The organism is Synechococcus sp. A15-60 (assembly GCF_014280095.1).
In the GTDB taxonomy this organism is placed as follows: Bacteria; Cyanobacteriota; Cyanobacteriia; order PCC-6307; family Cyanobiaceae; genus Synechococcus_C.
Window position 1 is genome coordinate 453,959 of the sequence record NZ_CP047933.1, and the last position, 13,720, is coordinate 467,678.

General features: G+C 60.9%; 20 protein-coding genes and 1 tRNA gene. 6 read left to right on the plus strand and 15 right to left on the minus strand.

What is annotated here, in order from left to right; all coding sequences use genetic code 11:
• Window positions 1-46: 46 nt before the first annotated feature.
• The 12 genes from rplX to rplC are packed head-to-tail and all read right to left on the minus strand — an operon-like array spanning window position 47 to window position 5,651.
• Complete coding sequence (gene rplX / locus SynA1560_RS02195) at window positions 47-403, minus strand: 50S ribosomal protein L24 (protein ID WP_186470077.1); 357 nt, start codon at window positions 401-403, stop codon at window positions 47-49.
• A gap of 2 nt (window positions 404-405) precedes the next feature.
• Entirely contained in the window at window positions 406-771 is a 366-nt protein-coding gene (rplN, locus tag SynA1560_RS02200) for a 50S ribosomal protein L14 (protein WP_038543134.1), read from the minus strand.
• Window positions 768-1,034 carry a 30S ribosomal protein S17 gene (gene rpsQ, locus SynA1560_RS02205; protein WP_186470078.1) on the minus strand — a complete coding sequence of 89 codons (267 nt, stop codon included), beginning with the start codon at window positions 1,032-1,034 and terminating at the stop codon, window positions 768-770. The genes rplN and rpsQ overlap by 4 nt, the downstream gene beginning before the upstream one ends.
• A 17-nt stretch (window positions 1,035-1,051) precedes the next feature.
• On the minus strand, window positions 1,052-1,261 hold the full coding sequence (gene rpmC / locus SynA1560_RS02210; protein WP_186470079.1) for a 50S ribosomal protein L29: 210 nt from the start codon (window positions 1,259-1,261) through the stop codon (window positions 1,052-1,054).
• A 2-nt stretch (window positions 1,262-1,263) separates the two neighbouring features.
• Window positions 1,264-1,737 carry a 50S ribosomal protein L16 gene (gene rplP, locus SynA1560_RS02215; protein ID WP_186470080.1) on the minus strand — a complete coding sequence of 158 codons (474 nt, stop codon included), beginning with the start codon at window positions 1,735-1,737 and terminating at the stop codon, window positions 1,264-1,266.
• A 16-nt stretch (window positions 1,738-1,753) separates the two neighbouring features.
• Window positions 1,754-2,485, minus strand: coding sequence for a 30S ribosomal protein S3 (gene rpsC, locus SynA1560_RS02220; RefSeq protein WP_186470081.1), 732 nt, complete (start codon window positions 2,483-2,485; stop codon window positions 1,754-1,756).
• Between the two features lie 19 nt (window positions 2,486-2,504).
• Window positions 2,505-2,870: a 50S ribosomal protein L22 gene (gene rplV, locus SynA1560_RS02225; RefSeq protein WP_186470082.1), complete on the minus strand. Its 366-nt coding sequence runs from the start codon at window positions 2,868-2,870 to the stop codon at window positions 2,505-2,507.
• Window positions 2,871-2,874: 4 nt separating this feature from the next.
• A complete protein-coding gene (gene rpsS / locus SynA1560_RS02230) occupies window positions 2,875-3,150 on the minus strand; it encodes a 30S ribosomal protein S19 (RefSeq protein WP_006854824.1) in 276 nt (91 codons plus the stop codon).
• Window positions 3,151-3,185: 35 nt separating this feature from the next.
• A complete protein-coding gene (rplB, locus tag SynA1560_RS02235) occupies window positions 3,186-4,049 on the minus strand; it encodes a 50S ribosomal protein L2 (RefSeq protein WP_186470083.1) in 864 nt (287 codons plus the stop codon).
• A 15-nt stretch (window positions 4,050-4,064) separates the two neighbouring features.
• Window positions 4,065-4,367: a 50S ribosomal protein L23 gene (locus SynA1560_RS02240; RefSeq protein ID WP_186470084.1), complete on the minus strand. Its 303-nt coding sequence runs from the start codon at window positions 4,365-4,367 to the stop codon at window positions 4,065-4,067.
• On the minus strand, window positions 4,360-4,995 hold the full coding sequence (gene rplD / locus SynA1560_RS02245; RefSeq protein ID WP_186470085.1) for a 50S ribosomal protein L4: 636 nt from the start codon (window positions 4,993-4,995) through the stop codon (window positions 4,360-4,362). Before rplD ends, SynA1560_RS02240 begins: the two co-directional genes overlap by 8 nt.
• Entirely contained in the window at window positions 4,995-5,651 is a 657-nt protein-coding gene (rplC, locus tag SynA1560_RS02250) for a 50S ribosomal protein L3 (RefSeq protein ID WP_186470086.1), read from the minus strand. The genes rplD and rplC overlap by 1 nt, the downstream gene beginning before the upstream one ends.
• Window positions 5,652-6,048: 397 nt before the next feature.
• Between rplC and SynA1560_RS02255 the strand changes: the two genes are divergently transcribed.
• From SynA1560_RS02255 to recA, 6 genes are all read left to right on the plus strand, one after another.
• Window positions 6,049-6,510, plus strand: a complete 462-nt coding sequence (locus SynA1560_RS02255) for an NAD(P)H-quinone oxidoreductase subunit N (RefSeq protein WP_186470087.1) — start codon at window positions 6,049-6,051, stop codon at window positions 6,508-6,510.
• A gap of 12 nt (window positions 6,511-6,522) precedes the next feature.
• Entirely contained in the window at window positions 6,523-7,587 is a 1,065-nt protein-coding gene (locus SynA1560_RS02260) for an LdpA C-terminal domain-containing domain (protein ID WP_255477024.1), read from the plus strand.
• A 38-nt stretch (window positions 7,588-7,625) separates the two neighbouring features.
• Complete coding sequence (locus SynA1560_RS02265) at window positions 7,626-9,308, plus strand: AAA family ATPase (RefSeq protein WP_186470088.1); 1,683 nt, start codon at window positions 7,626-7,628, stop codon at window positions 9,306-9,308.
• Between the two features lie 105 nt (window positions 9,309-9,413).
• A tRNA-Gln gene (locus tag SynA1560_RS02270) sits at window positions 9,414-9,485 on the plus strand.
• A 16-nt stretch (window positions 9,486-9,501) separates the two neighbouring features.
• Complete coding sequence (locus SynA1560_RS02275; protein ID WP_255477025.1) at window positions 9,502-10,266, plus strand: HAD family hydrolase; 765 nt, start codon at window positions 9,502-9,504, stop codon at window positions 10,264-10,266.
• A 152-nt stretch (window positions 10,267-10,418) separates the two neighbouring features.
• Window positions 10,419-11,558: a recombinase RecA gene (gene recA / locus SynA1560_RS02280; RefSeq protein ID WP_186470090.1), complete on the plus strand. Its 1,140-nt coding sequence runs from the start codon at window positions 10,419-10,421 to the stop codon at window positions 11,556-11,558.
• Here recA and SynA1560_RS02285 read toward each other — a convergent pair whose 3' ends face one another.
• The 3 genes from SynA1560_RS02285 to SynA1560_RS02295 form a co-directional block, all read right to left on the minus strand.
• Window positions 11,559-11,909: a DUF1815 family protein gene (locus tag SynA1560_RS02285; protein WP_186501550.1), complete on the minus strand. Its 351-nt coding sequence runs from the start codon at window positions 11,907-11,909 to the stop codon at window positions 11,559-11,561. It lies immediately after the preceding gene.
• A 75-nt stretch (window positions 11,910-11,984) separates the two neighbouring features.
• On the minus strand, window positions 11,985-12,224 hold the full coding sequence (locus SynA1560_RS02290; protein ID WP_186470091.1) for a DUF2839 domain-containing protein: 240 nt from the start codon (window positions 12,222-12,224) through the stop codon (window positions 11,985-11,987).
• Between the two features lie 39 nt (window positions 12,225-12,263).
• Entirely contained in the window at window positions 12,264-13,706 is a 1,443-nt protein-coding gene (locus SynA1560_RS02295; RefSeq protein ID WP_186470092.1) for a helicase, read from the minus strand.
• Between the last annotated feature and the right edge of the window lie 14 nt (window positions 13,707-13,720).

Below are 13,720 nucleotides of genomic sequence, written 5' to 3' on the forward strand. Positions count from 1 at the left end.
TGGGGGATGAAACTTCTGGACTTGGTCAGAAGGCGGTTCGAGATGATCAGTCGATCACTTCGCCGGTTTTCTTGAGGCGGCGCTTCTTGCTGCCGTCTTTGTCAGTGATCAGCTCGACTCGGCTGGCCACTTTCTTGTCGGTGGAATAGAGCATCACGTTGGAGGCGTGCAGGGAAGCCTCTTCCGTGACGATCCGACCGCTTTCACCTTCCTGGGTGGGCTTCACATGCCGGGTGCGCATGTTGATGCCTTGGACGATGACGCGGTTTTCGGTGGGAAGGGTGCGGAGAACTTCTCCGGTCTTGCCCTTGTCCTTGCCGGTGATCACCTGAACGGTGTCGCCCTTGCGCAGGCGCATCTTGAGGCGCTGCGAGGAGCCGGATTTGGGGGTTGCAGTTGCCATTTTCAGATCACCTCCGGTGCGAGGGAGACGATTTTGGTGAAGTTGCGATCACGCAGTTCACGAGCGACTGGACCGAACACGCGAGTGCCCTTGGGGTTTTTGTCGTCGTTAATGATCACAGCTGCGTTGTCGTCGAACCGGATCGAGTTACCGGTGTCGCGACGCAGGGTGGCCTTGGTGCGGACCACCACGGCCTTCACCACATCAGACTTTTTCACGCCCATGTTGGGCATGGCGTCTTTGACGGCGGCCACGATCACATCGCCCACGTGGGCGTAGCGACGGTTGGTGCCCAGCACACGGATGCACTGAATGCGCTTGGCGCCGCTGTTGTCAGCGACGGTGAGGAACGATTCCTGTTGGATCACTTGGCGACCTCCTCAGCTTTCGGGCTGTGGCTGAGAACTTCGGCCACGGCCCAGCGCTTGTGGCGGCTGAGCGGACGTGTTTCGGTGATGCGAACACGGTCACCGACGCGAACGCTGTTGTTCTCGTCATGAGCCTTGTAGCGGGTGGTGCGGCTCACCGTCTTTTGATAGATGGGATGGGGGAAGCGGTTTTCCACCGCCACCACCACCGTTTTGTCCATCTTGTCGCTGACGACGGTGCCGACCCTTTCCTTGAGTGCCATGGGAATGAAACGGAGGATCAGGAGGCGGTGGAGCTTTGACGCTCCTTCTGCACCGTCAGGAGCTGGGCCAGCTTGAGGCGGCTTTCCTTAAAACGGTGAGTGTTGGCCAGCTGCCGGGTGGCTTGCTGGAAGCGCAGGTCAAACAGCTCGCGACGGAGTCCGTTGATCTGGTCGGTGATGTCTGCATCAGAGAGTTGACGCAGCTCGGAAGCGTTGGAACGGGCCATGGTCAGGACTCCACGGTGGCGGCAGCAGCTGCCGGGGCCTTGGCACCGGAGGACTGCTCCTGTTCATCAAGGGTGATGAACTTGGTCTTCACAGGGAGCTTGTATTGCGCGAGGCGCATGGCTTCCTTGGCGATTTCGGGGGTGATTTCATCACCGCCCATCTCGAACAGAATCCGACCGGGCTTAATCACCGCAACCCAGAATTCAGGGTTGCCCTTACCGGAACCCATCCGGGTTTCAGCAGGGCGCATGGTGACGGGCTTATCCGGGAAGATTCGGATCCAGATCTTTCCGCCACGCTTGACGTAGCGGGTCATGGCACGACGGCTGGCCTCAATTTGGCGGGAGGTGATCCAGCCGCACTCTTGGGCCTGCAGAGCGAATTGACCGAAGGCGATGGTGTTGCCACGAGTGGCGACACCGCGCATGCGGCCGCGCTGCTGCTTACGGAATTTGACGCGTTTTGGACTCAGCATGGTTCAGGCCTCCTGTTCACCCCTCGTTGGAGCGGTCTTCGAACTGTTGGGGCCTGCGACCGGCCCGTCGACGCGGGGTTGCCCCCACAGGCAGCTGCTGCTGGGCGTCATCACCCAGCACTTCGCCTTTGAACACCCAAACCTTGATGCCCAGCACGCCGTAGGTCGTGCTGGCCACCTTGGTGGCGTAATCGATGTCGGCGCGAAGGGTGTGCAGAGGCACACGACCTTCTCGCGTCCATTCGGTTCGTGCGATCTCTGCACCGTTCAGACGTCCTGAGACCTGGATCTTCAGGCCGAGAACGCCGGCGCGCTGAGCGCGCTGAACGGCCATGCGGATGGTGCGACGGAAGGCGACGCGCTTCTCAAGCTGCTGAGCGATGTACTCAGCAAGCAGGAAGGCATCAGCGTCCACACGCTCCACCTCGACCACATTGATCCGCACCTGACGGTTGCGGTCGCCGACGGTCTTCTGAATGCCAGAGCGCAGCTCTTCGATGCCACTGCCCTGGCGGCCCACGAGGACGCCGGGACGTGCAGTCTTGAGCTCCACTTCAAGTTGATCGGCTTTCCGAGCAATCAGCACGTCGCTGATGCCGGCGGAGCCGTACTTCTTGTGGATGAACTTGCGGATCCGGTCATCCTCTTGGAGGAGGCTCGGATAGCTCTTGCTGGGTGCGTACCAGCGGGACCGGTGCTCCTGGGTAATCCCCAGGCGTAAGCCGGTTGGATGGATTTTGTGTCCCATCAGTCGGTGTGCTCGGGGGTCAGGAGTCGGTCTTGGCTGCCACAGCAATGCTGATGTGGCAGGTCTGCTTTTTGATCTGGTAAGCCCGGCCTTGGGCACGGGGCCGATAGCGCTTCATGGCAGGGCCCATGTCGGCGCTCGCTTCAGAGATCACCAGGGTGGAGGGATCAAGACCGAGGTTGTGCTCGGCATTGGCCACTGCAGAGCGCAGAACCTTGGTGATGGGACCAGTGGAGCGATAGGGCATGAACTCGAGCATGATCAGCGCGTCGCGATAGCTGCAACCGCGGATCTGATCGAGCACCCGCCGCACCTTGGACACGGAACCGCGGATGTAGCGGCCGTGGGCCTGGGCAGTGGTTGCCGTTGGGGATGACGTTGTCATGGTCTCAGCGGCCTCCTTTTTTGTCTTTGATGTGGCCCTTGAAGGTGCGGGTGGGCGCGAATTCGCCCAGTTTGTGACCCACCATCTGCTCGGTCACGAACACGGGCACGTGGGTGCGTCCGTTGTGAACGGCGATGGTGTGGCCGATCATCATCGGCAGGATCGTGGAGGCCCTGGACCACGTTTTGATCACCGACTTGTCGTCGGCTGCATTTTGCTTTTCAACCTTGCGAAGCAGGCTGTCAGCGATGAAAGGGCCTTTTTTAAGTGAACGTCCCATGGCGGATTAGGCGAACGGCAGAACAGTGATGAACATCAGGAGTCGCGTCCGCCTCTGCTCCGCTTGGACGTCTTGCGACGCTTCCGGAGGACGAACTTGTTGCTCGGCTTGTTGCGCTTGCGGGTCTTCAGACCCAAGGCAGGTTTGCCCCAGGGGGTCACCGGGCCAGATCGGCCGATGGGTGCCCGACCCTCACCACCACCATGGGGGTGATCGCAGGGGTTCATCACGCTGCCTCGCACCTGAGGACGGCGGCCGAGCCAACGACGTCGACCCGCTTTGCCCAGGCTGGTGTTGCGGATCTCTGAGTTGCCGACCTCGCCGAGCGTGGCGTAGCACTCACGACGAACGAGGCGTACCTCGGTTGAGGGCAGCTTGAGAGCGACGTAATCACCCTCTTTTGCCATCACCTGAGCGCTGGCGCCTGCCGTTCGCACCATTTGTCCACCGCGTCCGGCATACAGCTCGACGCAATGAACGCTGGAACCGAGAGGCACGGACGAGAGCGGCATTGCATTGCCAACTTCGATCGGTGCTTCAGGACCGGACACTACGGTTTGACCAACGGCCACTCCTGCAGGAGCAAGGATGTAGCGCTTCTCGCCATCGGCGTAGAAGAGCAGGGCCAGACGCGCATTGCGATGCGGGTCGTAGTGAATGGCTGCCACCTTGGCGGGGACGCCGTGCTTGTTGCGCCGGAAATCGACGATGCGGTATTGCCGCTTGTGACCGCCACCACGATGGCGGCAGGTGATCACGCCGCGGTTGTTACGCCCTTTGCGGCGGTGCTTGGCCACCACGAGGGAACGTTCCGGCTTGCGGCCGGTGACTTCACTGAAGTCGGTGACCACCCGGGTGCGGGTTCCGGGGGTGTAGGGGCGGAAGGTACGGATTGCCATGACGTTTCAGACCCCTCAGGACTCAGGGAAGAGTTGGATGGAGTTGCCCTCGGCTAGGCGCACCACGGCCTTCTTCACCTGAGCACGCTTGCCGGCGAAACGGCCGACCCGGCGACTGCGGCGGGGAGGATTCATGGTGCTAACGCCGATGACCTTGACGTCGAACAGCTGTTCGACAGCCGCTTTGATGTCAGGCTTGGCGGCCCGAGGGTCCACCTCGAATGTGTACTGGTTCTGTTCCAGTGCACGGGTGGCTTTTTCTGTGATCAGAGGCCTGCGGATCACATCCGCGAGGCGTGCGGTGAAGCGCTCAGTCATCTCCGTAAACCTCCTGGATGGTTGCAAGTGCCTCTTCGCCAAGCACCAGTGCGTTGGCGTGGAGCAGATCGAAGACGTTGAGCTGATCAGCAGCGATCAGTTTCACCTTCTCAAGGTTGCGCACAGAGCGGCGAACCGCTTCAGACGGTGATGTGAGAACGATCAGCACCTTGGCGTCAGCCGCAATGCCCAGGCGACCCAATGCGTCGAGGACTTCGCGAGTCTTGGGGGCTTCGAGGGACGTGCCGAAATCCTTCACCACGGTGACGTCATCCAGGCGAGCCATCAGCGCTGTGCGCAGGGCCAGACGACGCTCCTTGCGATTCATCGCAAGGTTGTAGCTGCGGGGTTTCGGACCGAACACGATGCCGCCACCGGGACGCAAGGGGGTGCGGATCGAACCCTGACGAGCGCGGCCGGTGCCCTTCTGCTTGTAGGGCTTGCGACCGCCACCGCGCACTTCCGAGCGGGTGAGGGTGCTGGCAGTGCCCTGACGGCTGTGAGCCTGCTGACGCAGAACAGCGCGATGCATCAGGTCGAGGGCGGTGGATTCTTTGGCCACCTTCAGGTCCAGGGAAGCTTTGCCCGCTTCCTTTCCCTGCCAATCACGAACAACACAATTGGCCATCACTTACCTCCTTTGGCGGGCTTGGCACCCACGCGATTGGCGGGACGGATGTTCAGCAGTGAGCCGGGCTTGCCGGGCACAGAGCCTTTGACCACGAGCAGATTGCGATCACTGTCCACTTTGAGGATGGTCAGAGCGCGTGTGGTGGTCTTCTTTCCGCCGTAGCGGCCTGCCATCCGCTTGCCGGGATAGATCCGTCCAGGCGTGGTGCCTGCACCGGTCGAACCAGGTTCGCGGTGGTTCTTTGAACCGTGCGTCATCGGGCCACGGCTGAAACCGTGGCGCTTCTGATAACCAGCGAAGCCTCGGCCCATGGTGTCGCCACTGACGTCAACCTTCTGGCCGGCTTCGAAATCACCAACGGTGATGGCGCCACCCAGCTCGAGACCACTCAGGTCGTCGACGCGGTACTCACGCAAATGACGGAGCACCCCATCACCTGACTTGGCGAGGTGACCCTTAGCGGGCTTGTTGACCAGCTTGTCGCGCGTTTCGCCAAAGCCGATCTGGACGGCCTCATAGCCGTCAGTTTCTGTTGTCTTGAGTTGGGTGATCCGGCAAGGGCCCGCCTCGATCAAGGTGACCGGGACGGCTTTGCCTTGCTCATCGAAGAACTGGGACATACCCAGCTTCTTCCCAAGGATGCCGATGGACATGGGAGGTAATGACGCCAGCGTGGACAACCTTCATTGCTGCGGCTGAACGCTGCAGAAATGACGGCCTGAAGGGCGCTGATCGATTGGACGCAGTCATGACCGAAATCGCAGAACGAAGCCGTTCTGGCGTTTCGGATTGGGGCTAGCGAGCGAATCAGCTGGCTGGGACTTGCCCGATCAGGAGGATCGGTAGTTTCCCGGCAGCGCATCGAACAAGTTCGTTGAGCTGCTCTGGCCTGTGGATCCGGCGCAATCGCCGGACCTGCTCGTCGTACTGGAGGCCCGGCTAGCGGACGGGCACAGATCGACAGAGCAAACAAAAACACTACACCACGGGGTTCCTGATTCCCTAGCCCTCGCTTCTACTGCCAGACTCCCCACCATCTGAATTAAATCCATGCCGTTGTTGCTTTCAGGTCGGGGCTTCCGCCGTGAACTGGAGTCGGCTGGAGTGATGGCGGTTCATGCCCCCCTTGAAGGCGGTGCGGAGACACGACTGCTGCGACGCCTTCGTGCCGCCGGTTATCGCACGCAGATCACCTCCGCTCGAGGCCTTGGTGATCCTGAGGTCTTCCTCCTCCAGAAGCACGGCATCCGACCGCCCCATCTTGGTCATCAGAGCGTTGGCCGAGGTGCCGCCGTCGGGGAAGTTCAAGAGGTGATCCCTCAGCTCGGCGAAGTGTTGCTCGGGGACAAGCCTGTAGTTCTCTGGTTGTTGGAGGGTCAGGTGCTGTCGCGTTCGGAGCTGCTGTCGCTGTGCGATCTCTGTCGCCGTGAGCCTCGTTTAAAGATTGTGGTGGAGATGGGTGGGGCCAGAAGTCTTCGTTGGCAACCTCTGAGTCAGCTTCTCGGGGTCTGACCCTCCTTTTCATTGACAACCAGCGGTACCTGCCTTTCTGGTGATGACGCTCTGGCGCAGGGGCGATGGGTCAAGTTGATTTGCGGCGCCAGCAATCAAGACCTGGCTTCCATTGCCGATCTCTGTGCCCTCTATGCCGTTGCTGGTGTCCACTGTGTAGATGTGGCGGCAGATGTTGCCGTGGTGCGAGCGGCGCGCCTCGGTCTCCAATGGGCTTTGGAGCGCACCGGCCACCGTCCATGGTTGATGGTCAGCGTCAGTGATGGTGCTGATGCCCATTTCCGTAAAGCTGCGTTTGACCCTTCTCTCTGTCCTTTGGATTGCCCGAGGCCCTGCGAGGCGGTGTGTCCTGCGGACGCCATTGATGCGAACACGGGAGTGGTTCGGAATCGTTGCTATGGCTGCGGGCGCTGTCTCCCCGCCTGCCCGCTCGGGCTAATCGGCACCTCGGATCATCGCGTCGGTCTTCAGGACCTTGGGTCCGTGTTGGAGCAGTTGCGTCCGGATGCCTTGGAGATCCACACCGCTCCTGGGCGTTTGGATGACTTTCAACGCACGGTGGATCAAGTCGTCGCTGCTTCGATTCCGTTGCGACGGCTCGCTGTGAGTTGTGGACTCGAGGGGCATGGCTTGAAACCCGACGACTTGATTCGAGAGCTTTGGGGGCGCCATCAGGTTCTGCGACGGTTGGCTTTGAAACCCCTCTGGCAACTGGATGGGCGCCCGATGAGCGGTGATGTCGGCCTCGGTACTGCGAGGGCTGCTCTGCGGCTTTGGCAACAGGTGCGCACCAGCGCGCCGCCAGGGCCTCTTCAGCTTGCGGGAGGAACCAATGCAGCCACACTCGCGTTGTTGGATGGTCTTGGCATTCCGCGCAGCCATGGTCCTGCCGGCATTGCTTTTGGTGGCCGGGCACGTGCACTGGTGCAGCCTCTTCTGCAGGAGGCAGAGGTGCGTCGATGCAGTCTCCGTGACTGGCCTGAGGGATGGTCCAAGGCTCTCAAGCTGGCCCGCAGCCTGGTGGATCCCTGGCTGGCCCGTGGCTTGACACCTCAGCAGCAGCCTGAGTCCTGCTAGAAGGCGGAGGTGATCCGATTTGCCATGGGCCTTCGACCATGAGCACCGAGCGAATTACCGATGACCTGAAGCGCCTGCTGGAGCTGTTGCCAGCCATGGTGCAGGACGCGCTTGAACCTGAGGAGCGGCGCGATCAGCTCCTCGAGGTGGTGCTGGATCTGGGCCGGGTTCCTGAGGCGCGTTATCCCGGACGCTCGATTGAGCTGGGCAGCCGTTGTCTTGAGCGTCAGGATCTGGAGGAGGTGGTGAATCGTGTCGGTCAGTTCGGTGCCGATAACCGTGCTGGCATTGAGAGAACCCTGCATCGCATCAGTGCGATGCGCAATCGCCGTGGTGAGGTGATCGGCCTCACCTGCAGGGTTGGTCGTGCTGTGTTCGGCACGGTTGCCATGGTCCGGGATCTGTTGGACACCGGACGTTCGCTTTTGCTGATGGGTCGCCCGGGGGTAGGCAAGACCACGGCATTACGCGAAATCGCCAGGGTGCTTGCGGATGACCTGCAGAAACGCGTGGTGGTGATCGACACCAGCAATGAGATCGCCGGCGATGGTGATATTCCGCATCCCGCCATCGGCCGCGCACGCCGGATGCAGGTAGCCAGACCCGAGCTTCAACATCAGGTGATGATCGAAGCGGTGGAAAACCACATGCCTGAGGTCATCGTCATTGATGAAATCGGCACGGAACTGGAAGCCCAAGCAGCCCGCACCATCGCTGAGCGCGGCGTGATGTTGGTGGCCACAGCCCATGGCAATGCGCTCGCCAATTTGATCAAGAACCCAACGCTTTGCGATTTGATCGGGGGAATTGAGTCCGTGACGCTTGGTGATGAGGAGGCCCGGCGCCGTCGGACTCAGAAGACTGTGCTTGAGCGAGCCGCAGAGCCGACCTTCCCTCTGGCGGTGGAGATGCACAGTCGTGACCGCTGGGCTGTGCATGAGGACGTGGGACGCACGGTGGATTTGCTGTTGCGTGGCCAGAATCCCAGGCCTCAGCAGCGTGAACTCCTTGAGAACGGCCAAGTGCGCTTGGTGGTGTCTGATCCGTCCGAGCTCCGGCCGCCGCAGCGCCGTCCAGCCCTCGCTGTGGTTCCAATGCCCGACCCCAGGCAAGGTCGCAACAGCACCGGTCGCGCAGGTGAATCGCCTGCAGTTGAAGGTGCCGCTCAGCCAACGGCCCGCGACGCTGTTGCGACTGAGCCCCCAACCAAGATGGCCGCTGACCTGCAGGTGCTCTGCTGTGGGCTCAGTCGACAGCGCCTCGAGGAAGCTGTGCGCTGCCATCGATGGCCCGTGCTGGCGGTGGACGATCTGGCCGATGCAGACGTGCTCCTCAGCGTCCGACAGGGGCTCGGTCGTCAGCCCGCCCTGCGGCGTCAGGCTCGAGAGGCCGGTGTGCCGATCTTGGTGATTAAGTCGGATTCGCTCGCCCAGGTGGAACGGGCTCTGGAGCGTTTGCTCAGTCGTCGGCTCAGCGCCACCTCCGATCAAGATCCTGCATCCGCAGCCGCCTCATCGGATCATGGTGATGCCTTGGCGGCGCTTGAGGAATGCCGTCTGGCGGTTGAGCAGATTGTGATGCCGGAGGGACGACCTGTGGAGTTGCTCCCACGCAGCGAAGCCGTCTTGCAGATGCAGGCAGACCTGGTGTCTCGCTACAGCTTGAGCAGTGATGTTTATGGTCCCTCGGATCAGCGCAGGCTCAGGGTTTTTCCCCCCTGACTCTTCCGTTGTTGGCTACTGCGGATTGACGAAGGTCACTCTGCTGTGGGTAACTATTTGAACCCCGGTTTTGCGCTCCGCAGGGAGCCGCAAATCTGGAATCAATGGGCCGTCGCCAAGTGGTAAGGCAGCGGGTTTTGGTCCCGCCATTCCTAGGTTCGAATCCTAGCGGCCCAGTTTTTTCTTTCTCACGGTGCTCTCTGCCGAACTCCTGGTCTTTGATTTTGACGGGGTGATTGTGGATGGCATGCAGGAATACTGGTGGAGTGCCAGGCGGGCGTTGTTGACGCTGCAGCCCCAAGCATCCCTCCAAGAGAGCATTCCTGAGTCGTTCCGCCAGCTCAGGCCCTGGATCCATCAGGGCTGGGAGATGGTGCTGATGGCTGCACTGATCTCGGAAGCGGATGGGCCCCTGCAGCAACGCGGTGTGATGGCGTTCGTGGGTGATTACAACCGACAGTGCAAAGCCGCACTTGCTCGATTCGGCTGGGAGCCTTCATTGCTGCAAACAACCCTGGAAGTTGTGCGCGCCAATGCGGTTCGGGCTGATCGCGACGGCTGGCTTGCTCTGCATCGGCCGTATCCCAATGTTCCCGAGCGTTTGAAGGCCCTGGCTGAAGAGGGCATTGCTTGGTCCGTGCTCACCACGAAGGGAAAGGCGTTCACCGCGGAGCTACTGGCCGGAATGGGGCTCGTGCCTGCCCGTCTCGATGGTCATGAGTCGGGCCCGAAGCCTCAGGTGCTGTTGCGCCTGGCTGAGGAGTGGCATCTGCGCGGCTTTGTGGAAGATCGTCGTCCCACCCTGGAGACCGTCCGTGCCACCGAGGGTCTGGAGGCGCTTCCGTGCTGGCTTGTCAGCTGGGGTTATCTGCAGCCCACCGATTCTCAACTGCTTCCCAACGGCATTCGCCTGCTGAGCCGAGATTGCTTCGCGTCCCCCTTGGCGGAATGGCACTGATTCGATAACGTACATCTGTACTACGTGAGACGGATGGCCTGAGTCAGGGCACTGGATGGTTTGTCCGGTGTCTGATCTCACCGCGACGTCGGTTCCACCGCCGTCCCGATCAGCTGCTTGCGACGTCCTTCTGCTCTTTAACTGTCTAAGCCATGCCTGCCGACGTGAAAACCTCCCAATCCTCCGGCGGAGATGTCCGCCCGGGTGAGCGCGATAAAGCGCTCAACCTTGTGCTCGGTCAGATCGAACGCAACTTCGGCAAGGGCTCAATCATGCGCCTTGGAGATGCCTCCAGGATGCGGGTTGAAACCATCTCCACCGGTGCCCTCACGCTTGATCTTGCTTTGGGTGGTGGGTATCCCAAAGGCCGTGTGGTCGAGGTGTATGGCCCCGAGAGCTCCGGTAAAACGACGCTCACTCTTCATGCCATCGCTGAGGTGCAGCGCAGGGGTGGTGTTGCGGCCTTCGTCGACGCCGAGCATGCGCTCGATCCGGTTTATGCAGCGTCGCTCGGCGTTGATATTGAAAATCTGCTGGTCTCGCAGCCTGACACCGGCGAGATGGCTCTGGAGATCGTTGATCAGCTCGTGCGTTCTGCTGCCGTCGACATCGTGGTGGTCGACTCCGTTGCGGCTCTCACGCCCCGGGCCGAGATTGAAGGAGAAATGGGTGATCTGGCGGTGGGCAGTCAGGCCCGCCTGATGAGCCAGGCGATGCGGAAGATCACCGGCAACATCGGTAAATCCGGTTGCACCGTGATCTTCCTCAACCAGTTGCGCCTGAAGATCGGTGTGACCTACGGCAACCCAGAGACCACCACCGGTGGCAACGCGCTCAAGTTCTACGCCTCGGTACGTCTTGATATCCGCCGCATTCAGACGCTCAAGCGTGGAACAGAGGAATACGGCATCCGGGCCAAGGTGAAGGTGGCCAAAAACAAGGTGGCCCCGCCCTTCCGCATCGCAGAATTCGACATTCTCTTCGGCCGGGGGATCAGCACGCTTGGCTGTCTGCTCGACCTCGCTGAAGAAACCGGTGTCGTCACCCGTAAAGGCGCCTGGTACAGCTATGAAGGCGACAACATTGGTCAGGGTCGTGACAACACGATCGGCTGGCTGGAGCAAAACCCTGAGGCCAAGGAGGCCATTGAAGTGGTGGTGCGTCAGAAGTTGACGGAAGGCTCGGAAGTTACCTCCAACTCCATGCGACCACTGGCAGCGGCTGCGCGCTCTGCAGCATCCAAGCCTGCAGCCAAGTTAGACACTGCTCCGTCAGTCAAGGGTGCCGCCTAATCACCCTTGAAGGGACTGAGGGGAGCTGGTGGTTCGGCGGCTTCCCTGGAGATTGCTGGCAATGCGTTGAAGTTCCTGAATGGCTTCTGCGCCTTCGAATTTCACCAGCTCTCGTCCATTGCGTGATTCAACCCAGCTGATGCCGAAATCGGACACCAGGAATCGCACCATGTGTTGGTCGCCGAGCTCAGCCATGAACGAGGCGCCGCTCCCATTGCGGCCCTCACCGTCGTCGCAGACGTAACACGTTGCTGTGATTCCTTCTTTCTTCAGGCTGGAAGCCAAAGCCTGCAGGCTCATCACCAAGTCTTGAACGACCGAGCGGTACTGCTCGGATAGTCGGAGAAACACGGACAGCGGCCCCCAGAACAAACAAACTCTAAAGGTTTTCTTTTGATTTTCAGCGTTCAGTGGTGTTTGGCCGCTTCAGGGCATGTCAGCCAAAGTCCACCAGCCTGCAGCAGGACCGATAAAGCGCACCACGATCCAAAGCACCACCAGTGCACCAATGCCGATCCAGGCGCCTCGTGTGGTGATGTCGACGAACTGAGCGCCCTGGGCGCGGGTGAGGGGTAGCCAGGCGATAAAACGTTCGGCCTCTTTTGGGTCTGGTTTGCGTTGCCGCGGGGGGAGTCCTTGGCTTGCACGACGGCGGGCTTCACCCATCACATGAGATCCATCTCAAGAGCAGCCTAGAAGTGATGCTTACTCCGGTCGCAATCTCTGCAACGGCTCCCAGGGTTCCATGGCACGCAAAACCTGTTCTCCCCAGCTGCGTCCACGAACACGTCCATCGAGCATGGCCAGCCGGCCACCGCTTTGCCGGAGCGGGGCAATGGCGGGTGTGAGTTTCGTCAAGGCTTCCGGGAGCAGCAGGGTCCTGAACCAGTCCTTGCCTTGACGCTTGAGCGACTCCACGCGAGCAGCTGTTAGTGGTTCTTCCAGGCTGGCAATCGGAAGCATCGCAGCGATCAGTTGATCCGGGGCCGGAAGTTGTTGCTGATGGTCGAGCCACCAACTCCAGCGGCAGCAGATCACCCCATTCACTTCGGGTGCGGTGCTTTCCAGAGTGACTCGACTGCCGAACTCCGCCGCAAGTTCACTGCAAAGGCGCTGGCGCATCCCTGGCGGGTCGAGCAGCACAACAGTGACACCTGTGCGACCGAGGATTAAACGTCGACTTTGTTCCAGCAGGTGGCTGGAATAAATCTCTGTGTTGGGGAGTGGCTGACGTCTCGGCAAATAGAGCGGGATCGGTTCAGCTCGCGGGGCGTCGCGAAGATCGATGTGCAGTGCATCGTCAGACGTTTCAGTGGAGTCGCCATGGCGGCGACAGCCTCCGTCTCCATGCAGCAATGTCCAGGGATGAGTGTTGAACATCCGCTCGAGAGATTGCAGCGGTTCCAGGGGTTGAAGATGCCAGCTCCACTGCAGAGTTTTTGCATTCCAGCTGGCCCAGCTGGCGCAGGACGACTGGTCAAGTGCCATCAGGTCGCACCAGGGTGCGGGCGTGGAACCCAACAACTGCAGGAGATCCCGCACCAGCGTCAGAGCGCTCTCAGGCATGACGACATCACGGTCTGCACCTGTTCCGCAGGAGACCACCTGGCGGGTGAGACGTTCGTGCAGTTCCAATAAGCCTTCCCTTGCTGCGGGAAAGGCTGTGCGCAATTGTTCCCAGTGCATGGAGTCGATCTGCATGGCCATGGCCAGGCGAAGTCGCGACGCCAGGGTTTCTGCCGCCGGGATGACCAGATGGTCTTCGGGCCTCAGCCTGCCGGCGCCATGCAGGTTGACCAGCTGCTGCGGGGTCACCAGCCAGAGCTGATCTCCTGGCGGCGGAGCATCGTCGGTCCAGCAACTCATTCGGATGCCGCTCTCCATCAGTCGAGGGCGTTCAACCTGAAGCAATCGCTGTTGTTGCAGGGTGTCCAGCACCAACACCGTGTGACGGCTTTGCAGGGCCAGGGGCACCATCAAGGCCAGCCACCAACGATCGTTGCTGCCAGCTGATAGTTGGATCCGGGTTCGATCCCCGCGGCGCAGGCTGCGTCCCACCAGGCGGCTGAGCGTCAGCTCGTGTTCCCAGTGCCCTTCGCTCCCCCTGAGGAGGTGCTTCAGCTGCTGATGGGCCTGAACTTCCAGCATGCGCGCCACCCTAA

What these genes read in the sequence shown, in the direction of transcription:
- SynA1560_RS02255 (WP_186470087.1), top strand. Translation starts at nt 6,049, where the DNA reads ATGCCGTTGTTGCTTTCAGGTCGGGGCTTCCGCCGTGAACTGGAGTCG.
- rplC (WP_186470086.1), bottom strand. Translation starts at nt 5,651, where the DNA reads ATGTCCATCGGCATCCTTGGGAAGAAGCTGGGTATGTCCCAGTTCTTC.
- SynA1560_RS02290 (WP_186470091.1), bottom strand. Translation starts at nt 12,224, where the DNA reads ATGGGTGAAGCCCGCCGTCGTGCAAGCCAAGGACTCCCCCCGCGGCAA.
- rpsC (WP_186470081.1), bottom strand. Translation starts at nt 2,485, where the DNA reads ATGGGACACAAAATCCATCCAACCGGCTTACGCCTGGGGATTACCCAG.
- SynA1560_RS02295 (WP_186470092.1), bottom strand. Translation starts at nt 13,706, where the DNA reads ATGCTGGAAGTTCAGGCCCATCAGCAGCTGAAGCACCTCCTCAGGGGG.
- SynA1560_RS02240 (WP_186470084.1), bottom strand. Translation starts at nt 4,367, where the DNA reads ATGACTGAGCGCTTCACCGCACGCCTCGCGGATGTGATCCGCAGGCCT.
- rpsS (WP_006854824.1), bottom strand. Translation starts at nt 3,150, where the DNA reads ATGGGACGTTCACTTAAAAAAGGCCCTTTCATCGCTGACAGCCTGCTT.
- rplP (WP_186470080.1), bottom strand. Translation starts at nt 1,737, where the DNA reads ATGCTGAGTCCAAAACGCGTCAAATTCCGTAAGCAGCAGCGCGGCCGC.
- rplV (WP_186470082.1), bottom strand. Translation starts at nt 2,870, where the DNA reads ATGACAACGTCATCCCCAACGGCAACCACTGCCCAGGCCCACGGCCGC.
- rpmC (WP_186470079.1), bottom strand. Translation starts at nt 1,261, where the DNA reads ATGGCCCGTTCCAACGCTTCCGAGCTGCGTCAACTCTCTGATGCAGAC.
- recA (WP_186470090.1), top strand. Translation starts at nt 10,419, where the DNA reads ATGCCTGCCGACGTGAAAACCTCCCAATCCTCCGGCGGAGATGTCCGC.
- rplB (WP_186470083.1), bottom strand. Translation starts at nt 4,049, where the DNA reads ATGGCAATCCGTACCTTCCGCCCCTACACCCCCGGAACCCGCACCCGG.
- rplX (WP_186470077.1), bottom strand. Translation starts at nt 403, where the DNA reads ATGGCAACTGCAACCCCCAAATCCGGCTCCTCGCAGCGCCTCAAGATG.
- rplD (WP_186470085.1), bottom strand. Translation starts at nt 4,995, where the DNA reads ATGGCCAATTGTGTTGTTCGTGATTGGCAGGGAAAGGAAGCGGGCAAA.
- rpsQ (WP_186470078.1), bottom strand. Translation starts at nt 1,034, where the DNA reads ATGGCACTCAAGGAAAGGGTCGGCACCGTCGTCAGCGACAAGATGGAC.
- SynA1560_RS02265 (WP_186470088.1), top strand. Translation starts at nt 7,626, where the DNA reads ATGAGCACCGAGCGAATTACCGATGACCTGAAGCGCCTGCTGGAGCTG.